This window comes from Pseudomonas sp. PDM24 (genome assembly GCF_019218905.1).
Classification (GTDB): Bacteria; Pseudomonadota; Gammaproteobacteria; order Pseudomonadales; family Pseudomonadaceae; genus Aquipseudomonas.
This window is the reverse complement of record NZ_JAHUWR010000002.1, coordinates 774598-791876: the sequence shown is the minus strand read 5'-3', so window position 1 is coordinate 791876 and position 17279 is coordinate 774598. Positions and strand designations below refer to the sequence as shown.

Annotated in this window: 19 protein-coding genes; 8 read left to right on the top strand and 11 right to left on the bottom strand. The window is 59.6% G+C overall.

Annotation, left to right across the window (positions count from 1 at the left end; translation table 11 throughout):
• The first annotated feature begins 30 nt into the window (after window positions 1–30).
• Window positions 31–918, top strand: a complete 888-nt coding sequence (locus KW837_RS11515) for a cytochrome c oxidase subunit 3 (RefSeq protein ID WP_218395784.1) — start codon at window positions 31–33, stop codon at window positions 916–918.
• Between the two features lie 3 nt (window positions 919–921).
• Here the strand turns inward: KW837_RS11515 and KW837_RS11510 are convergent, their stop codons facing one another.
• Complete coding sequence (locus KW837_RS11510; protein WP_008152470.1) at window positions 922–1125, bottom strand: twin transmembrane helix small protein; 204 nt, start codon at window positions 1123–1125, stop codon at window positions 922–924.
• 70 nt (window positions 1126–1195) lie between these two features.
• Between KW837_RS11510 and KW837_RS11505 the strand changes: the two genes are divergently transcribed.
• From KW837_RS11505 to KW837_RS11485, 5 genes are read left to right on the top strand one after another with little or no spacing between them, the layout of a single operon-like run.
• Window positions 1196–1936: an SURF1 family protein gene (locus KW837_RS11505; protein ID WP_218395782.1), complete on the top strand. Its 741-nt coding sequence runs from the start codon at window positions 1196–1198 to the stop codon at window positions 1934–1936.
• Window positions 1902–2495: a hypothetical protein gene (locus KW837_RS11500; protein WP_218395780.1), complete on the top strand. Its 594-nt coding sequence runs from the start codon at window positions 1902–1904 to the stop codon at window positions 2493–2495. Before KW837_RS11505 ends, KW837_RS11500 begins: the two co-directional genes overlap by 35 nt.
• A 10-nt stretch (window positions 2496–2505) precedes the next feature.
• Window positions 2506–3585 carry a heme A synthase gene (locus KW837_RS11495; RefSeq protein WP_218395778.1) on the top strand — a complete coding sequence of 360 codons (1080 nt, stop codon included), beginning with the start codon at window positions 2506–2508 and terminating at the stop codon, window positions 3583–3585.
• The gene (gene cyoE, locus KW837_RS11490; protein ID WP_192345230.1) at window positions 3573–4472 is read left to right on the top strand and encodes a heme o synthase; all 900 of its coding nucleotides are present in this window, start codon (window positions 3573–3575) and stop codon (window positions 4470–4472) included. The genes KW837_RS11495 and cyoE overlap by 13 nt, the downstream gene beginning before the upstream one ends.
• Window positions 4469–5104 (top strand): SCO family protein, encoded by a 636-nt coding sequence (locus KW837_RS11485; RefSeq protein ID WP_063341991.1) that lies wholly within the window; start codon window positions 4469–4471, stop codon window positions 5102–5104. Before cyoE ends, KW837_RS11485 begins: the two co-directional genes overlap by 4 nt.
• 198 nt (window positions 5105–5302) lie before the next feature.
• On the opposite strand, the gene KW837_RS11480 is transcribed toward KW837_RS11485, so the two are convergent.
• From KW837_RS11480 to zur, 7 genes are all read right to left on the bottom strand, one after another.
• Window positions 5303–6076: a MetQ/NlpA family ABC transporter substrate-binding protein gene (locus KW837_RS11480; RefSeq protein WP_123500530.1), complete on the bottom strand. Its 774-nt coding sequence runs from the start codon at window positions 6074–6076 to the stop codon at window positions 5303–5305.
• Between the two features lie 60 nt (window positions 6077–6136).
• Entirely contained in the window at window positions 6137–6811 is a 675-nt protein-coding gene (locus KW837_RS11475) for a methionine ABC transporter permease (protein ID WP_052963571.1), read from the bottom strand.
• Window positions 6811–7818, bottom strand: coding sequence for a methionine ABC transporter ATP-binding protein (locus KW837_RS11470; protein ID WP_218395776.1), 1008 nt, complete (start codon window positions 7816–7818; stop codon window positions 6811–6813). The genes KW837_RS11475 and KW837_RS11470 overlap by 1 nt, the downstream gene beginning before the upstream one ends.
• A 291-nt stretch (window positions 7819–8109) precedes the next feature.
• A complete protein-coding gene (locus KW837_RS11465) occupies window positions 8110–8826 on the bottom strand; it encodes a PA5502 family lipoprotein (protein WP_123500523.1) in 717 nt (238 codons plus the stop codon).
• 37 nt (window positions 8827–8863) lie between these two features.
• Window positions 8864–9652 (bottom strand): zinc ABC transporter permease subunit ZnuB, encoded by a 789-nt coding sequence (znuB, locus tag KW837_RS11460; RefSeq protein WP_192345226.1) that lies wholly within the window; start codon window positions 9650–9652, stop codon window positions 8864–8866.
• The gene (znuC, locus tag KW837_RS11455; RefSeq protein WP_218395774.1) at window positions 9645–10424 is read right to left on the bottom strand and encodes a zinc ABC transporter ATP-binding protein ZnuC; all 780 of its coding nucleotides are present in this window, start codon (window positions 10422–10424) and stop codon (window positions 9645–9647) included. The genes znuB and znuC overlap by 8 nt, the downstream gene beginning before the upstream one ends.
• On the bottom strand, window positions 10424–10906 hold the full coding sequence (gene zur, locus KW837_RS11450) for a zinc uptake transcriptional repressor Zur (protein ID WP_008076248.1): 483 nt from the start codon (window positions 10904–10906) through the stop codon (window positions 10424–10426). Before zur ends, znuC begins: the two co-directional genes overlap by 1 nt.
• Window positions 10907–10973: 67 nt before the next feature.
• Between zur and KW837_RS11445 the strand changes: the two genes are divergently transcribed.
• Window positions 10974–11894 carry a zinc ABC transporter substrate-binding protein gene (locus KW837_RS11445; protein ID WP_192345224.1) on the top strand — a complete coding sequence of 307 codons (921 nt, stop codon included), beginning with the start codon at window positions 10974–10976 and terminating at the stop codon, window positions 11892–11894.
• Window positions 11895–12009: 115 nt separating this feature from the next.
• Here the strand turns inward: KW837_RS11445 and KW837_RS11440 are convergent, their stop codons facing one another.
• A complete protein-coding gene (locus KW837_RS11440) occupies window positions 12010–12960 on the bottom strand; it encodes a homoserine kinase (RefSeq protein ID WP_192345223.1) in 951 nt (316 codons plus the stop codon).
• A 59-nt stretch (window positions 12961–13019) separates the two neighbouring features.
• Entirely contained in the window at window positions 13020–13307 is a 288-nt protein-coding gene (locus tag KW837_RS11435) for a DUF2782 domain-containing protein (protein ID WP_008076254.1), read from the bottom strand.
• A gap of 74 nt (window positions 13308–13381) precedes the next feature.
• Here KW837_RS11435 and polA point away from each other — a divergent pair, with 74 nt between their 5' ends.
• Window positions 13382–16150 carry a DNA polymerase I gene (gene polA / locus KW837_RS11430; RefSeq protein WP_192345221.1) on the top strand — a complete coding sequence of 923 codons (2769 nt, stop codon included), beginning with the start codon at window positions 13382–13384 and terminating at the stop codon, window positions 16148–16150.
• A gap of 300 nt (window positions 16151–16450) precedes the next feature.
• Here the strand turns inward: polA and yihA are convergent, their stop codons facing one another.
• The gene (gene yihA, locus KW837_RS11425; protein ID WP_123500515.1) at window positions 16451–17092 is read right to left on the bottom strand and encodes a ribosome biogenesis GTP-binding protein YihA/YsxC; all 642 of its coding nucleotides are present in this window, start codon (window positions 17090–17092) and stop codon (window positions 16451–16453) included.
• Window positions 17093–17279: the final 187 nt, after the last annotated feature.

The window sequence follows — 17279 nt, the reverse complement described above, 5'->3', positions numbered from 1 at the left end:
TTAAAGCGTGCCCGATAAGGAGAACAATAAATGGCAACTCATGAACATTATTACGTTCCGGCCCAGAGCAAATGGCCGATTATCGCCACGGTCGGCATGTTCGTCACGGTGTTCGGCCTGGGCACCTGGTTCAACGACCTGAAGGCTGCGCGGCCGGAATCCCACGGCCCGCTGATCTTTTTCGTCGGCGGATTGCTGCTGGCCTACATGCTGTTCGGCTGGTTCGGTACGGTGATCAAGGAAAGTCGCCAAGGGTTGTACAGCGCACAGATGGACCGCTCGTTCCGCTGGGGCATGAGCTGGTTCATTTTCTCGGAGGTGATGTTCTTCATCGCCTTTTTCGGTGCGTTGTTTTATGTGCGCAACATCGCGGGGCCGGCACTGGGCGGTGAAGGCACCAAAGGCCTCGCTCACATGCTGTGGCCGGCGTTTGAATTCACCTGGCCGCTGCTGAACAACCCGGACTCGAAACTCTTTCCTCCCCCCAAGGAAGTCATCAGCCCCTGGGGCCTGCCGCTGCTCAATACCGTGCTGCTGGTGAGTTCCAGCGTCACCGTGACCATTGCTCACCACGCCTTGAAAAAAGGCCATCGCGGCGCACTGAAAATCTGGCTGGCGCTGACCGTGTTGCTCGGTTGCGCGTTTCTCGGTTTCCAGGCCGAAGAATACCTGCACGCCTACCACGAACTGGGCCTGACTCTGGGCTCCGGCATCTATGGCGCGACCTTCTTCATGCTCACCGGTTTCCACGGCGCCCACGTGACCATCGGCACCATCATTCTGTTTGTCATGCTGATGCGGATCATGCGCGGGCACTTCGATGCCGACCATCAATTCGCCTTCGAGGCGGCGAGCTGGTACTGGCACTTCGTGGACGTGGTGTGGATCGGTCTTTTCGTTTTCGTCTACGTGCTCTGAGGCTTACCAAGGTACGTGCGACACCAGTTGGCCGCTGAAAAAACCCCAGGCAATCAAGCCGACGGTTATGGCGGCCAGCGCAACACGAACACTCAAGGCAATGACGAGGCGGTTCGAGCTGCTGTCGTCCTTGACCAGAAAAAACAGGCCGCTGAACAGGCTGACAACCGTGGCAATCAGCATCAGGACGATGGCTGCTTTGAGCATGGTGACACTCCGGGGGACAGGCGATGCATTTGAGTATAGCTATCGCGATTACCGACTTTCTGGCGACGCCATGAAACGCTTCCGGCCGGGCCTCTTGCCGACCCTGGTGGTCGCGATGCTGCTGCCTTTGCTGGTGTCACTCGGGTTCTGGCAGTTGAGCCGGGGCGCGGAGAAAAGCGCGTTGCTGCAAAGCTACGCCGAGCGCCGGGTAGCCGAACCGATGGCCAGCACTGAACTGCAACACGCCGAAGATCCGGCCTTCCGCCGGGTTCGCCTGCATGGCCAGTTCGATGCCGAACACAGCCTGCTGCTGGACAACCGTCAGCGCGACGGCAAGGTCGGGGTCGAGCTGCTGCAACCGTTTCAGGACCGGGCAACCGGGCTCTGGCTGCTGGTCAATCGCGGCTGGTTGCCGTGGCCGGATCGGCGCACACCGCCGTCATTCGCCACACCGACTCAGGCATTGAGCCTCGACGCCTGGGTCTACGTTTCCCCCGGCGCAACGTTCCAGTTGCATACCGACCCAGACGCCACGACCTGGCCACAACTGGTCACCGCCATTGAACCGGCCAGGCTCTGGGCGGCGCTTGACCGTGACGGTTTCGCCTACGAATTACGCGCACAAAGCGGCCCCGCGACCTACCAGGCCGATTGGCCGGTGGTGGCCATGAGGCCGGAAAAACACTTGGCTTATGCCGTGCAGTGGTTCGCCCTGTCGATAGCCCTGCTCGGCCTTTACCTCTATCTCGGTTGGCACAACGCAAAGGAGAACAATAATGGGAGCGGCCATGAATCCACCCGGCATGTCTGAGTCGAAAACGCCGGTAAATCGTCGGCGCGGGCGCTTGCAGTTGTTACTGATCCTGTTGGGAGTGGTGGGTCCGATGATCCTCGCCACCGGCATGTACAAATTGCAGTTCTGGGTGCCGGAGGGCCGCAGTTATCACGGCGAACTGATCGGCAACGGCCAGACCCGCACCGACATCGGCGTACCGGCGCAAGAAGACCGCTGGCAGTTACTGGTGACAGCGCCCAAGGACTGTTCAGTGGACTGCCAGCAGCTGGTGTATCTGGCGCGCCAGATCCAGATCGGCCTCGGTCGCGATGCTTCCCGCGCCAGCCATGCGCTGGCCATCGCACAGCCGCTGAACAGCGATTACGAGACTAAACTTCAACGTGAGTACCCGCAGCTGCAACGTTATTCCCTGAACCCGCCGACCTACAGCAAAGGCGCTCAGAGCAATGACACGCCGCACCTGTGGATCATCGACCCTCACGGCAACCTGGTGCTGCGCTACGACCCGACGGTGAAGGGCAAGGACCTGCTCAACGACCTGCGCCATTTGCTGAAACTGTCGAACATCGGATAAGGGCATCGTCATGGCCAAACCTGGATTTCGCCTCGCGCTGTTTGCCACCTTGCTGGCACTGATTGTGGTGTTGCTCGGCGCCTACACCCGCCTGACCCATGCGGGTCTTGGTTGTCCGGACTGGCCCGGCTGCTACAGCTTTATCAGCGTGCCGAATAGCGAAGCCCAACTGGCCCATGCCGAACTGCACTTTCCCGACGCCCCGGTGGAAGCCAACAAAGGCTGGAACGAGATGCTTCATCGCTACTTCGCCGGCACATTGGGGCTGCTGATCGCGGTGCTGGCGGGCCGCGCCTGGACCCATCGTCATCACCCGGGGCAGCCCGTGAAACTGCCGTTGTTTGTGCTGGCGGTGGTGTTCGCCCAAGCGGCATTCGGCATGTGGACGGTGACGCTCAAGCTCTGGCCGCAAGTGGTCACCGGGCATTTGCTCGGCGGCTTTGCGACCTTGAGCCTGTTGTTTCTGTTGACCTTGCGCCTGTCCGGCGTGTTGCCGGCGCTCACCGTGCCACGGCGTTTGCAGCACTGGGCCACCGCTGGCTTATTGCTGGTGATCCTGCAAATTGCCCTGGGTGGCTGGGTCAGCTCCAATTACGCGGCGGTGGCCTGCATCGACTTTCCAACCTGCCACGGGCAATGGCTGCCACCGACTGATTTCGCCAACGGCTTTCACCTGACCCAACACATCGGCCCCAATTACCTGGGCGGGCAACTGGACAGCGATGCCCGCACCGCGATTCATCTGACTCACCGCATCGGCGCATTGCTGGTCACCCTCGTGCTGCTCGGTCTGGCCTGGCAACTGAAGATCGTCGGCATGACGCGCCTGGCCGCCATGGTGCTGATCGCCCTGGCCGCACAAATCACCCTGGGCATCAGCAATGTGGTGTTCCACTTGCCGCTGCCGGTGGCCGTCGCCCACAACGCCGGCGGTGCAGCGCTGTTGCTGACGATGGTGCTGGTCAATTATCACGCGCGAACCAGCCTGGTTCGGGTCAAGCATCAGCCCCCAGTACGCTGGCGTCTCAGCCTGCGTAAACACTCGGCCGGGCCCATAACAATAAAAGGAGAAATGCCATGGCGACCCTGATCGGCGAACGTCACAGTCAGGCAATCTGGCGCGATTACCTGGAGCTGACCAAGCCGAAAGTGGTGGTGCTGATGCTCATCACCTCGCTGGTCGGCATGTTCCTCGCGACGCGCGCTGGGGTGCCGTGGACGGTGTTGGTGTTCGGCAATCTGGGGATTGCCTTGTGTGCAGGCGGTGCGGCGGCGGTCAACCATGTGGTGGACCGGCGCATCGACGCGGTCATGGCCCGAACTCGCAAGCGGCCCTTGGCCGAAGGTCGGGTTTCTCCAACCGCTGCGCTGACTTTCGCGCTGGTGCTGGCGGTGCTCGGCCAAGCTCTGCTGCTAGCCTTCACCAACCCGTTGACGGCATGGCTGACCCTCGCCTCCTTGCTCGGTTATGCGGTGGTTTACACCGGCTTCCTGAAACGCGCGACGCCGCAGAACATCGTCATCGGCGGCCTCGCTGGTGCGGCCCCGCCGCTGCTCGGCTGGACCGCCGCCACCGGCCATGTCAGCGCCGAACCGTTGCTGTTGGTGCTGATTATCTTCGCCTGGACCCCGCCGCACTTCTGGGCGCTGGCGATTCACCGCAAAGAGGAATACGCCAAGGCTGACATTCCGATGCTGCCGGTGACCCATGGCGAGCACTACACCAAAGTCCACATCCTGCTTTATACCTTTGCGCTACTGGCCGTCAGCCTGATGCCCTACGTGATCCACATGAGCGGCGTGCTCTACCTGATTTGTGCCCTCGCACTGGGCGCGAGGTTTCTGCAATGGGCCGTGGTGCTGTACCGTGGCACTCGGCCGCACGCGGCGATCAACACGTTCAAGTACTCTATTTACTACTTGTTCCTGCTGTTTATCGCGCTGCTCGTAGACCACTACTTACTGTTGAACCTATGACTCGAACCCAGAAAACCGTCTTCATTCTCGTCGCCTTGATCGCGCTGATCCTGGGCCTGACCATCAATAAAGTTCTGACCGGAAAAAACCAGGGCGACCCGACGGCACTGATCGATGCGGGGATCATCCTGTTGCCCCAAAGCCGTAACCTGCCGGACGTGAAGATGACCGATCAGGACGGTAAACCGGTAGCGATCAACGAGCTGAAAGGCAAATGGAGTGTGTTGTTCTTCGGCTACACCTTCTGCCCGGACATCTGCCCGACCACCCTCGCCCAACTGCGGCAGATCAAGAGTGAACTGCCGGCGGATGCTGTGGACAAGTTGCAGGTCGTTTTGGTCAGCGTCGACCCGAACCGCGATACGCCCAAGCAACTCAAGCAATACCTGGGCTACTTCGATCCACAGTTCATCGGGCTGACGGCATCCTCGGTCGAAGACCTTCAGAAGCTGGCCAATGCGGTGAGTATTCCGTTTATTCCGGCGGACACCAGTAAGCCGAACTACACCGTCGACCACAGCGGCAACCTCGCAGTGATCGGGCCGGACGGGACTCAACGCGGGTTCATTCGTGCACCGTTGAACAATCAGAAACTGGTGGCGCAGTTGCCGGTGATGCTCAAGCGCGAGTAACCAACACCACCCTCTGTAGGAGCCAGGCTTGCCGGCGAAGGCGATCTCACGGGCGCCTTCGCCGGCAAGCCTGGCTCCTACAGGATTGGGTGTTTCAGGCATAAAAAAACGGGGACGCAATCAATGCGTCCCCGTTTTTGATCGTTCCCACGCTCCGCGTGGGAATGCAGCCAGGGACGCTCTGCGTCCCCTTCAACGTCAGAACGCCGGCACTACCGCACCTTTGTACTTCTCGAGAATGAAGGCTTTCACTTCCGGGCTGTGCAGGGCAGCAACCAGTTTCTGCATCGCGGCGCTGTCCTTGTCGTCTGGACGGGCAACGAGGATGTTCACGTACGGCGAGTCGCTACCTTCGATAACCAGTGCGTCCTTGGACGGATCAAGCTTGGCTTCCAGCGCGTAGTTGGTGTTGATCAGCGCCAAGTCTACCTGAGTCAGCACGCGCGGGATGGTCGCGGCTTCCAGTTCACGGAATTTCAGGTCCTTGGTGTTCTCAGTGATGTCCTTCACGGTCGACAGGATGTTGTTCGAATCCTTCAACTTGATCAGGCCAGCCTTCGCCAGCAGCAACAGCGCACGGCCGCCGTTGGTGGCGTCGTTCGGGATCACCACGTTGGCGCCGCCCGGCAGCTCGGTCAGCGCTTTGTACTTGCTGGAGTAAGCGCCCAGCGGCTCCAGGTGTACACCGGCAACGCTGACGAGGTTGGTGCCCTTGGCCTTGTTGAACTCATCCAGGTACGGCTGGTGCTGGAAGAAGTTGGCGTCCAGACGCTTCTCGGCCACCTGCACGTTCGGCTGGATGTAGTCGGTGAAGACTTTGACCTTCAGATCCACGCCTTCTTTGGCCAGGGCCGGTTTAACGAACTCGAGGATTTCCGCGTGAGGCACCGGGGTGGCCGCGACGGTCAGGGTGTCGGCAGCGTGTGCGGAAAAGGCTGCAACGGCAGCGAACGCGACGAGTAGTTTTTTCATTCAGCTAACTCCTTGTGAGGCGCCCGTTTGGCGCCTGCCAGCGAATGGCCGGCTCATGACTTATTTACGTGAGAAGTGGACAACCAATTTGTCGCCAACGGTTTGCAGCACTTGAACCAGCATCAGCAGCAACACCACCGTCACAACCATCACATCCGTCTGGAAACGCTGGTAACCGAAACGGATCGCCAGGTCGCCCAGGCCGCCAGCGCCGACCACACCGGCCATTGCCGTGTAGGACACCAGTGTAATCGCTGTCACCGTAATCGCCGCGAAGATGCCCGGGCGGGCTTCCGGCAGCAAAGCATTGATGATGATCTGACGTGTCGTTGCGCCCATGGCCTGGGTCGCCTCGATGATGCCGCGATCCACTTCACGCAAGGCGGTTTCCACCAGTCGCGCGAAAAACGGCGTGGCGCCCACCACCAAGGGTGGAATCGCACCGGCGACACCCAGGGAGGTGCCCGTGATCAACACGGTGAACGGAATCATCACGATCAGCAAAATGATGAATGGCAGCGAACGCAGAATGTTCACCACCAGCGACAACATCGCGTACACGCCTTTGGCTTCCAGCAACTGGCGCGGGCTGCACAGGAACAACAGCACACCCAATGGCAGGCCCAGCAGCACGGTGAACAACAGCGAACCGCCGAGCATCAGCAAGGTGTCGCAGGTAGCCAGCCAGATTTCGTACCAATCGATATTGGAAAAGAAACTCATCAGGACTTCCATCAGCGCAGCACCTCCATGTGGACGTCAGCTGCGGTGAAGTGAGCAAACGCCGCTTCCATGTCGCCACCGGTGACGGCCAGGGTCAATTGCCCGTAAGGGACGTCTTTGATGCGATCGATGCGACCGGCCAGGATGCTGTAGTCCACGCCCGTTTCCCGGGCGACGGTACCCAGCAACGGCGCGTAGGTCGCTTCGCCCTGGAAGGTCAGACGCACGATACGCCCAGGTACGTGAGCGAAGTCGTCGCGTTGTTCGCTTTCGTCGATTTGCTCGTCTTCCTGCACGAAGCGCTTGGTGGTCGGGTGCTTGGGATGCAGGAACACCTCGGCCACCGGACCTTGCTCGACGATCTTGCCGGCATCCATCACCGCCACCTGATCGCAGACCCGACGGATTACATCCATTTCGTGGGTGATCAGGACGATGGTCAGTTTCAGCTCGCGGTTGATCTCGGCCAGCAGTTGCAGGACCGACGCCGTGGTTTGCGGGTCCAGGGCACTGGTGGCTTCATCGCACAACAGGATTTTCGGTTTGGTCGCCAGGGCGCGGGCGATGCCGACACGCTGCTTCTGACCGCCGGACAATTGCGCCGGGTACTTTTTCGCATGGTCAGCCAGGCCGACCCGCGCCAGCAACTCCGCCACACGCCGGTCGATTTCGCGACGGGACAGTTCACCGGCGAGGGTCAGCGGCAGCGCGACATTGTCGGCCACGGTTTTGGAGGCCAGCAGGTTGAAGTGCTGGAAAATCATCCCGACCTGCTGACGGAAGCGCCGCAGGCTATCGGCATCCAGCGCGGTGACTTCTTCACCATCGACGATGATCTTGCCGCCACTGGAGTTTTCCAGGCGATTGATCAGACGCAGCAGGGTACTTTTTCCCGCGCCGGAATGGCCGATCAGACCAAAGACCTGACCATTCTCAATCGTCAGACTGGTCGGATGCAGGGCGGGAATATCCTTACCGGCGACGCGGTAAGTTTTGTGGACGTTTTGAAACTCGATCACGTAGCGAACCTTGTGGGGCGCGTTAGAAAAGGATCAGCGGTTAGCCGGGCGCGCATTTTAGCCTGTCCGTATAGAGGTTCTTAGCATTTATTTCGCATTCAACCAGCGATTTGGCAATAACGCGATCAAAGGTAGGGAGCCAAAGGCCTAGGCTAGGCGGTTCCGGCTTGAGGATTTTTATCGAACAGGAGGACGCCTTCGCGGGCAAGCCTCGCTCCTACAGGTTTAGTGTCGTTCGTTGATTACGGAAACGATACCAACCTGTAGGAGCGAGGCTTGCCCGCGAAGCTTTTAAGGCTTACGCGGACTCAAAACCATCTGCGCCGGAATGTTGCGCAGAATCTGTTTCTCCAGCTTCAGATCAAACTCCGAATCCAGCTTCTTCACCCGTTTGGTCAACAGCGTGGCCAGCCATGGGTAATCCTGGGTGCGCGGAGCCTGAATGCTCACGTCGCACTGATAATTCACCACATCGGCGGCGATGGCATCCAGTTGACGACGAAGCTTGCTCATATCGGTGAGGTTCAACGCCACCGTAGTGCTTTCAGCCGTCGGGTCGATGACTTTGGCCTGAGGTTTGGCTTCGGCAGCCTTGAGAGCTGCTTCGGCTTTATCCAGTTCAGCCTTTCGCGCATGGACAATGGCACTGTTGACGCCACCGGTCAGCGCCGGGGCCTTGGGCATCAACAGCCGGGCACGGCTGAGGGCAGTGGCTGCTGCATTCACATCACCTTTTTGCAGCACGATCTGGCTACGCAGCAAATAAGCTTCGGCCAATTGCCGCTGGTATTGCTCGAGGGATTGATCGTTGGGCGACTCGGCCTGCAAAGCCGCCAATTGTCCTTCGGCGGTGGCCAGTTCGCTGCTGGCCAGGCTTTGTTCCAGCTGTGCGATCGCCGTGGCCCGCGCATCGGGGGCCTCGGTGGCCGCCGGTGGCGTGCTTTGGCAAGCGCCCAGCAGCAGCGAAAATGCGACAAGGAGCAGATAACGGGAGGCGAACGGCTTCATTCCTGCGACTCTCTATTTGCGCAAAAAACGAGCAAGTCTACACCCCTCGACGGGGCAGGACAAAACTCAGCAGAAACAGCGCGGCGGCCGTCACCACAATCGACGGGCCGGCCGGGGTGTCCTTGAACCAGGACAACGCCAGCCCGCCACACACCGCGAGCATGCCCAGCAGGCTCGCGCCCAATGCCATCTGCTCCGGCGAGCGGGCGTGACGCTGTGCCGCAGCCGCCGGAATAATCAGTAACGAAGTAATCAGCAACACGCCGACGATTTTCATCGCCACGGCGATCACCACGGCGATCAGCAACATCAGGGCCAGACGCAACGCCGCCACCGGCAAACCTTCCACCTTGGCCAGCTCTTCGTGCACCGTGATCGCCAGCAAGGGTCGCCATAGCGTTACAAGTAATACCAGCACCGCCGCACTGCCGCCGAGGATCCAGGCCAGATCGGTCGGACTGATCGCCAGCAAATCGCCGAACAGATAGGCCATCAGGTCGATCCGCACTTCATGCATGAAGCTTAGTACCACCAAGCCAAGCGAGAGCGTACTCGGTGCGAGAATTCCCAACAGCGTGTCGGAAGCCAACGGTTGCCGTTGTTGCAACGTCACCAGCAATACCGCCAGCAACAAGCAGCCTACCGTGACGGCAACGGTCGGGCTGACATCCAGCAGAAAACCCAGTGCCACGCCGAGCAATGCGGCATGGGATAGCGTGTCGCCGAAATAGGCCATGCGTCGCCAGACCACGAACGAACCCAACGGGCCCGCGACCAGCGCCAGGGCCAGACCTGCAAGCAGGGCAAAGAGCAGAAAATCAGCCATGCTTGCAGCTATCTCCATGAACGTGAGTCGACAGGCCCGCGCTGACCACCGAGCCATGCAGGTCGTGGGCGTGGTCGTGATGGTGATGATAAATCGCCAGGCTTTGTGCGTTTTTTCCGAACAGCTCGACGAATGCGGGATCGCCGCTGACCTGCTCGGGATGTCCGGAACAGCAGACGTGGCGATTCAGGCACACCACCTGGTCGGTGGTGCTCATCACCAGATGCAAATCGTGAGAAACCATCAAAACGCCGCAACCATGACGATCACGCAAGCGTGTGATCAGGCTGTAGAGCTCGGCTTGACCGGCCACGTCGACGCCTTGTACCGGCTCGTCAAGCACCAGCAATTCTGGCTCGCGCAGCAATGCCCGCGCCAGCAGTACCCGCTGCATTTCGCCACCGGAAACACTTTGCACCGGGCTGTCGATGACCTGTTCGGCACCGACTTCCTTGAGGGCGACCAACGCCCGAGCCCGGTCCACGCCCGGCACCAGACGCAAGAAGCGCAGCACCGAAAGCGGCAGGGTTGGGTCGACATGGAGTTTTTGCGGCATGTAACCGACGCGCAACTTCGGCTTGCGCCAGACGCTGCCGCTGTCCGGTTTCAACAGGCCGAGCACCGCGCGCACCAGCGTGGTTTTGCCGGCACCATTGGGGCCGATCAAGGTCACGATCTGCCCCGGCTCGACACTCAGCTCGATGTTGTCCAGCACGTTTTGCCCGGCAAAGGTGACAGCCACCTGCTCGAGACGAATCAGCGCGTTGCTCATCAAGCCCCCTGGCAACCCGAGCAGAGACCGATGACTTCAACGGTCTGGGCTTCGACGATAAATCCGACATCTTTGGCGCTATCGATAATCGCGTCGCTGATGGATTTCTGTTCGAGTTCGATGGCGGCGTGGCATTCGCGGCAAATCAGAAACTGCCCCTGGTGGGCGTGTTCCGGGTGATTGCAGCCGACGAAGGCGTTCAACGAGGAGATGCGATGTACCAAGCCGTTTTCCAGCAGGAAATCCAGCGCGCGGTACACGGTAGGAGGCGCGGCGCGGCGGCCGTCCTGCTCGCTGAGCACCGCCAGAATGTCATAGGCACCCAACGGTTTGTGGCTTTGCCATACCAGTTCCAGCACTCGCCGACGCAAAGCGGTCAGACGCAGCCCCTGACGTGCGCACAAGACATCGGCCTCAGACAATGCGCTATGCACGCAATGAGAGTGGTCGTGGGGACGGCTGGCAATCGGTGTTTTAGGCATGAGCTGGCGACGAGTTTTGTGAGAGACGTTATTATGTTACCCGTTCTCGCCTCTTTGAGTGGTCATCGTGTCCCGACTTTTTTCTATCTTTGTCGCATTTGTCGCCAGTTTTCTGCTGATCGGCTCAGCTCAAGCCGAGGTTAAAGTCCTCACCAGCGTCAAGCCTCTGCAGCTGATAGCCGCGGCGGTGCAGGACGGCGTAGCGGTTCCGGAAGTTTTGCTGCCGCCCGGCGCCTCGCCCCATAACTATGCCTTGCGCCCATCCGATGTACGGAAAGTGCAATCGGTGGATCTTCTGTACTGGATCGGCCCGGACATGGAAGGTTTCCTGCCCCGTGTGCTGAAAGGTCGTACGTTGCCCAGCGTCGCGGTGCAAGACTTGCCTGGCCTGAAACTGCGACACTTCGCCGAAGATAACCACTCCCACGCCGAAGAAGCCGACGAGCATGACCACGATCACCGCCCTGGCAATCTGGATGCGCATTTGTGGTTGTCACCGATCAACGCCCGCGTGATCGCTACCAAAATGGCCGCCGATCTGAGTGCCGCCGATCCAGCCAACGCAGCGCGCTACCAGAGCAACCTCAAGGTGTTCGATGAGCGTCTGGATGCTTTGGACCTGCGCCTGAAGGCTCGTCTGGCGGGTATCGCGGGCAAGCCTTACTTCGTGTTTCACGAAGCCTTCGACTACTTCGAAGACGCTTACGGCCTCAAGCACACTGGCGTATTCAGTGTCGCAGCCGAAGTACAACCCGGTGCCCAGCACGTCGCGGCGATGCGCACTCGGTTGCAGGAAGTCGGCAAGACTTGCGTGTTCAGCGAACCACCGCTGCGCCCGCGCCTGGCAGAAACCCTGGTGGCCGGGCTGCCGGTGAAACTGGCGGAGCTGGATGCGCTCGGCGGGTACACGCCAGCGACCGCTCAAGGGTATGAGCAACTGCTGGAAAAGCTGGGGAATGATTTGGCGGGGTGTTTGGAGTCGTTGTAGGCGCGGGATCTGCGGCGCCCCATTCGCGGGCAAGCCTCGCTCCTACAGAATCGCGTCGTTCACAACATTGGCGAACGACGCGATTCTGTAGGAACGAGGCTTGCCCGCGAAGCTTTTAAAGGGCGAAAGGCAGTGGTGTGTGGATCTTCTGCCGCTGCATCAGCCGCAACTGAAACTCCATCGGATCGTGAATCAACACGTCCTGCCCGGCGAAAGACTCCGCGGCGATCAACCGCGACAACCAGAACCGTACGCACGCCACGCGCAGCATGGTCGGCCATAGCTCGGCCTCGGCAGCGGTAAACGGTCTTAGCGCAGCATAAGCGCCCAGCAATGCCCGCGCCCGAGCGCCATCAAGCTGCCCTTGCTCGTCCGAACACCAATCGTTCAAGGCAATCGCCACGTCATAGAGCATCGGCCCCGAGCAGGCGTTGTAGAAGTCGATCAACCCGGTCAGGTGCGTGCCTTCGAACATCGCGTTATCGCGGAACAGGTCGGCGTGGATGTTGGCCCGCGGCAGCGCCAGAATTTTCGTCTTCTGCTGTGTGATCTCATCCAGCGCCCGTTGCAGCAAATCGCTTTGCTCGGCATTCAGGTGCGAAAGCAACTGCGTGCCCTCTTCCAGCATCCAGTCCAGGCCGCGATCGGTTTTGCGTTTGATCATGTTGGCTTGGGTCGCCAGGTGCAGATGAGCCAGCAGCTCGCCGACCTGAGCGCAATGCTGCGCGTTGGCGTCTTTGATGTGCTTGCCCGCCAGACGGGGCTGCAACAGCGCAGGTTTGCCAGCCAGTTCGCGCAAGGCGACGCCGTCGGTGGTGCGCAAGGCATAAGGCACCGGCAGGTTGGCGTCGTGCAGCACGTCGAGCAGCTCAATGAAGAACGGCATCTCCTGCACCGGACCGCGCTCGACCAGAGTCAGGACAAACTCGCCCTGCTCCAGGCTGATAAAGAAATTGGTATTTTCGCTACCGGCGGCGATCCCCTGGAAATCAAGCAGGCGGCCAAGCCCGTAAGGGGCGAGAAAGGTTTCCAGCTCGGGCCGAGCCAGGGGGGTGAACACAGACATGGTTAAAACTGCCAGTACGGGCGCCGCGACTGCCGGCGCCGATTTAAGTTAGGAGCGGTTTACCACTCGAATATTTTCCACGACGGAATCAGCATATCCGGCTGGTCCGAGCGGATGAAGTTACCGTCGGAGCCATCAGCGCGCACCAGGAAATACGGTTTGCCGACTTTCGGGGTCACCTTGATGGCATACAAAAAACCATTTTGCCGATACTCCTGAATGGTTTTATCGCCTTCCGTGCGGATTGTTACATCCGGGTCTGCCGAGGGCGCATCGTCCGCCGCCATGACAGCCAATGGAGTGATTGCAAACAAGCCAGCCAGCAACAAGCGATTTAGTGTGCGCATGATAACCTTGTCCCTTTGTCGTCAACGGTCCCGCTATTCTAGCGCCGGACCCGCCGAAAAGGTTGATCCTGCTCATGAGCCAAGCCCCCCTCGTCCTGGTGGACGGTTCTTCTTATCTGTACCGCGCCTTTCACGCGCTGCCACCGCTGACCACGTCCAAAGGCCTGCCGACCGGTGCGGTCAAAGGCGTTTTGAACATGCTCAAGAGTCTGCGCAAGCAGTATCCGGACAGCCCGTTCGCCGTGGTGTTCGACGCCAAGGGCGGGACGTTCCGCGACGCAATGTTCGCCGAATACAAGGCCAATCGCCCAAGCATGCCCGACGACATGCGGGTTCAGATCGAACCGTTGCACGCCAGCGTCAAGGCCTTGGGCTTTCCATTGCTGTGCGTGGACAATGTCGAAGCCGACGACGTGATTGGCACCCTGGCCCGCAGCAGCGCGGCCGCCGATCGTCCGGTGGTGATCTCCACCGGCGACAAGGACATGGCGCAACTGGTCGACGGGCACATTACCTTGGTCAATACGATGACCGGTAGCGCGCTGGACGTGGAAGGCGTGAAGGAGAAATTCGGCGTCGCTCCCGAGCAGATCATCGATTATCTGGCACTGATGGGCGATTCGTCCGACAACATCCCGGGCGTTCCGGGTATCGGTCCGAAGACCGCTTCCGGCCTGCTGGTCGGCGTGAATGGCGGCCTGACCGAGCTCTATGCACAGCTCGACATCGTCCCGACCCTGCCGATTCGCGGCGCCAAAACCTTGCCGGCCAAGCTCGAAGAGCATAAGGAGATGGCGTTCCTCTCCTATCAACTAGCAACCATCAAGATCGACGTGCCGCTGGACATCGGTCTCGATGACCTGCAAATGGGCCAGCCGGATCACGACAAACTCGCCGAGCTCTACACCCTGCTGGAATTCAAAAGCTGGTTCGAAGAGAACCAGCGCGACGCGAAGCGCTCGGGTCAGGAAATTGTCGAGGTCACCCAGGAACAGCCGGGCGCCGCCGAGGCGAAGTACGAAACCATCCTCGACAAAAAGCACTTCGAGGCCTGGCTGGACAAGCTCGACAAGGCGCCGTTGATTGCCTTCGTCACCGAAACCAACGGCAGCGATGCCCAACATGCACAACTGGTGGGCCTGTCGTTTTCCGTCGCGGCCAACGAAGCGGCCTACATTCCGCTGACCCATTCCTACATGGGTGTACCGGAGCAACTGGATCGCGACACGGTGCTGTTGGCGTTGAAACCGCTACTGGAAAACCCGAATAAACTGAAAGTCGGCCAACACGCCAAGTTCGAAACCAATATCCTCGCCAACTGCGCCATCGGCGGCGATCAGAGCAACGGGATTATTGTTCAGGGCATTGCCTACGACACCATGCTCGAGTCTTACGTCCTGGACTCGACGGCCACCCGCCACGACATGGACAGCCTGGCGCTCAAGTACCTGGGCCAAAGCAAGACCGACATTCAAGGGATCGCTGGCAAAGGCGTCAAACAACTGAGTTTCGACCAGATCTCTCTTGAGCTGGCAGGCCCCTATGCCGCCGAAGACGCTGACGTCACCTTCCGTTTGCACTTGGCATTGCAGGAAAAACTGGCAGCAACGCCAAGTCTGGGCAAAGTGCTCAACGAGATTGAAATGCCGCTGATGCCGGTTCTGGCCCGAATCGAACGCCAGGGCGCGCTCGTGGATGCCAACCTGCTGGGCATCCAGAGTGTCGAACTGGGCGAGAAACTGGTCGCCCTTGAGCGCGAGGCCTTTGCCATTGCCGGTGAAGAGTTCAACCTGGGTTCGCCGAAGCAACTGGGCGTGATCCTCTACGAAAAGCTCGGTTTGCCTGTAATCAGCAAAACCGCCAAAGGCCAGGCCTCGACTGCCGAAGCGGTGCTGGCCGAGCTGGCCGAACAGGACTACCCGCTGCCCAAGGTGCTGATGCAATACCGCTCGCTGAGCAAGCTCAAAAGCACCTACACCGACCGTTTGCCAGAGCAGATCAACACTCGCACCGGGCGCATTCATACGTCTTACCAGCAAGCCGTCGCCGCCACCGGACGTTTGTCGTCCATCGACCCGAACCTGCAGAACATTCCGATTCGCACTGCCGAAGGTCGTCGGATTCGTCAGGCGTTCGTCGCGCCGAAAGGCTACAAGCTGCTGGCCGCGGACTATTCGCAAATCGAACTGCGGATCATGGCGCATCTGGCCAAGGACGAAGGTTTGCTGCACGCCTTCCGCAACAACCTCGATGTACACCGGGCAACGGCCGCAGAGGTGTTTGGCGTCGAGCTGGACGCAGTCACCAACGATCAGCGTCGTAGCGCGAAAGCCATCAACTTCGGTTTGATCTACGGCATGAGCGCGTTTGGCCTGGCCAAGCAGATCGGCGTGGACCGTAAACAGTCCCAGGCCTACATCGACCGCTACTTCGCCCGTTATCCCGGTGTACTGGAATACATGGAGCGCACGCGCGCCCAGGCCGCCGAGCAAGGTTTCGTCGAAACCATCTTTGGTCGTCGCTTATACCTGCCGGAAATCAACGCGAAAAACCAGGCACTGCGCAAAGCTGCCGAGCGCACGGCAATCAATGCCCCAATGCAAGGCACCGCGGCGGACATCATCAAGAAAGCCATGGTAACGGTGGATAACTGGCTGACATCGTCAGGCCTGGACGCCAAAGTCATCCTGCAGGTACACGATGAATTGGTGCTTGAGGTGCGTGAGGACCTGATCGATCAGGTGCGTGAGGAGATTCGCGTGCACATGAGTAGCGCCGCACAACTGGATGTACCGCTTCTGGTCGAGGTAGGCGTAGGCAACAACTGGGATGAAGCGCACTGATCGGCCTGAACGACGCCTGTGCTGCGGCCTTATGCCGCAGCACAAAATAATGAAGGGCTATAGTGCGGAAAATGACATCGATTATTTCCAATGGTTTTTGAAAATAGTCTGAACTAAATCCGTGAACCGCCACTCAGAGATACTGAATGGCTGGTGAAGCCCTTCGATGCTCCTATGTTGTGTTAAGTGTTGGCAGATATCTGGACCCCGCCCTAGCGGTCCGGAACTTGAACCCCGGAACTTCTCCCTCCCCATATGAAGTCCGGGGTTTTTTTTGCCTGGCTTTTCATCTGTAAAGCCTTACTCGGCAGCCTCGCTGCCCTTGTCCGCCAACTCCATCCAGCCCGCCAGTACAGTGTAGGCGTCTTCCAGCCCCATGCGTTTCGGTGCCGAAAACAGCTGGATAGTGATCGTATCGCCCCAGCCCTTGCGGATTTGCGCCTGAACCTTGAGCAGCGCGTTTTTCGCCGCGCCATAGGTCAGCTTGTCTGCCTTGGTCAGCAAAATATGCATCGGCATGCCGCTGGCAACGGCCCAATCGAGCATCAGCAGGTCGAAATCGGTCATTGGATGACGGATGTCCATCATCAGAATCAAACCTTTCAAACTCTCGCGACCGCCCAGATAGGCTTCCAGGTGACGCTGCCAGTGCAGCTTCAACGGGATCGGCACTTTCGCGTAACCGTAACCCGGCAGGTCGACCAGACGGCGTTCATCGTCTAGCTTGAAGAAGTTCAACAGCTGCGTGCGACCCGGAGTTTTCGAGGTCCGCGCCAGGCTGGCATGTGTCAGGGTGTTCAATGCGCTGGACTTGCCGGCGTTGGAACGCCCGGCGAAGGCCACTTCAAAGCCTTCGTCGTCGGGGCATTGATCGACTTTGGCGGCGCTGAGCATGAAGGTGGACTGTTGGCACAGACCGAGGATGGGGTTCTTGAGTTGCATGGGATTTCCGATGTGGGCGGCGCCGGGAATGGACGCGGCAAGCTGTGTCGTTTCCGTTTCAGTGACGCCAGTATATAATGCCGCAGATTTTGTGTGCGCTTTGTCCCAGCGTAGGATGAAGTTCACGAGAGCGATTAACCTTGATTGCGCATTAGAACGCAGCACGCTCTCAACCCTGAAAAGGTCG

Coding starts and splice junctions, on each gene's coding strand:
- znuC (WP_218395774.1), bottom strand. CDS start 10,424: ATGAGCAACGCGCTGATTCGTCTCGAGCAGGTGGCTGTCACCTTTGCC.
- KW837_RS11485 (WP_063341991.1), top strand. CDS start 4,469: ATGACTCGAACCCAGAAAACCGTCTTCATTCTCGTCGCCTTGATCGCG.
- KW837_RS11495 (WP_218395778.1), top strand. CDS start 2,506: ATGGCCAAACCTGGATTTCGCCTCGCGCTGTTTGCCACCTTGCTGGCA.
- znuB (WP_192345226.1), bottom strand. CDS start 9,652: ATGGCTGATTTTCTGCTCTTTGCCCTGCTTGCAGGTCTGGCCCTGGCG.
- KW837_RS11475 (WP_052963571.1), bottom strand. CDS start 6,811: ATGGAAGTCCTGATGAGTTTCTTTTCCAATATCGATTGGTACGAAATC.
- zur (WP_008076248.1), bottom strand. CDS start 10,906: ATGCCTAAAACACCGATTGCCAGCCGTCCCCACGACCACTCTCATTGC.
- yihA (WP_123500515.1), bottom strand. CDS start 17,092: ATGCAACTCAAGAACCCCATCCTCGGTCTGTGCCAACAGTCCACCTTC.
- KW837_RS11435 (WP_008076254.1), bottom strand. CDS start 13,307: ATGCGCACACTAAATCGCTTGTTGCTGGCTGGCTTGTTTGCAATCACT.
- KW837_RS11505 (WP_218395782.1), top strand. CDS start 1,196: ATGAAACGCTTCCGGCCGGGCCTCTTGCCGACCCTGGTGGTCGCGATG.
- KW837_RS11515 (WP_218395784.1), top strand. CDS start 31: ATGGCAACTCATGAACATTATTACGTTCCGGCCCAGAGCAAATGGCCG.
- KW837_RS11500 (WP_218395780.1), top strand. CDS start 1,902: ATGGGAGCGGCCATGAATCCACCCGGCATGTCTGAGTCGAAAACGCCG.
- polA (WP_192345221.1), top strand. CDS start 13,382: ATGAGCCAAGCCCCCCTCGTCCTGGTGGACGGTTCTTCTTATCTGTAC.
- KW837_RS11440 (WP_192345223.1), bottom strand. CDS start 12,960: ATGTCTGTGTTCACCCCCCTGGCTCGGCCCGAGCTGGAAACCTTTCTC.
- KW837_RS11510 (WP_008152470.1), bottom strand. CDS start 1,125: ATGCTCAAAGCAGCCATCGTCCTGATGCTGATTGCCACGGTTGTCAGC.
- KW837_RS11465 (WP_123500523.1), bottom strand. CDS start 8,826: ATGAAGCCGTTCGCCTCCCGTTATCTGCTCCTTGTCGCATTTTCGCTG.
- KW837_RS11480 (WP_123500530.1), bottom strand. CDS start 6,076: ATGAAAAAACTACTCGTCGCGTTCGCTGCCGTTGCAGCCTTTTCCGCA.
- cyoE (WP_192345230.1), top strand. CDS start 3,573: ATGGCGACCCTGATCGGCGAACGTCACAGTCAGGCAATCTGGCGCGAT.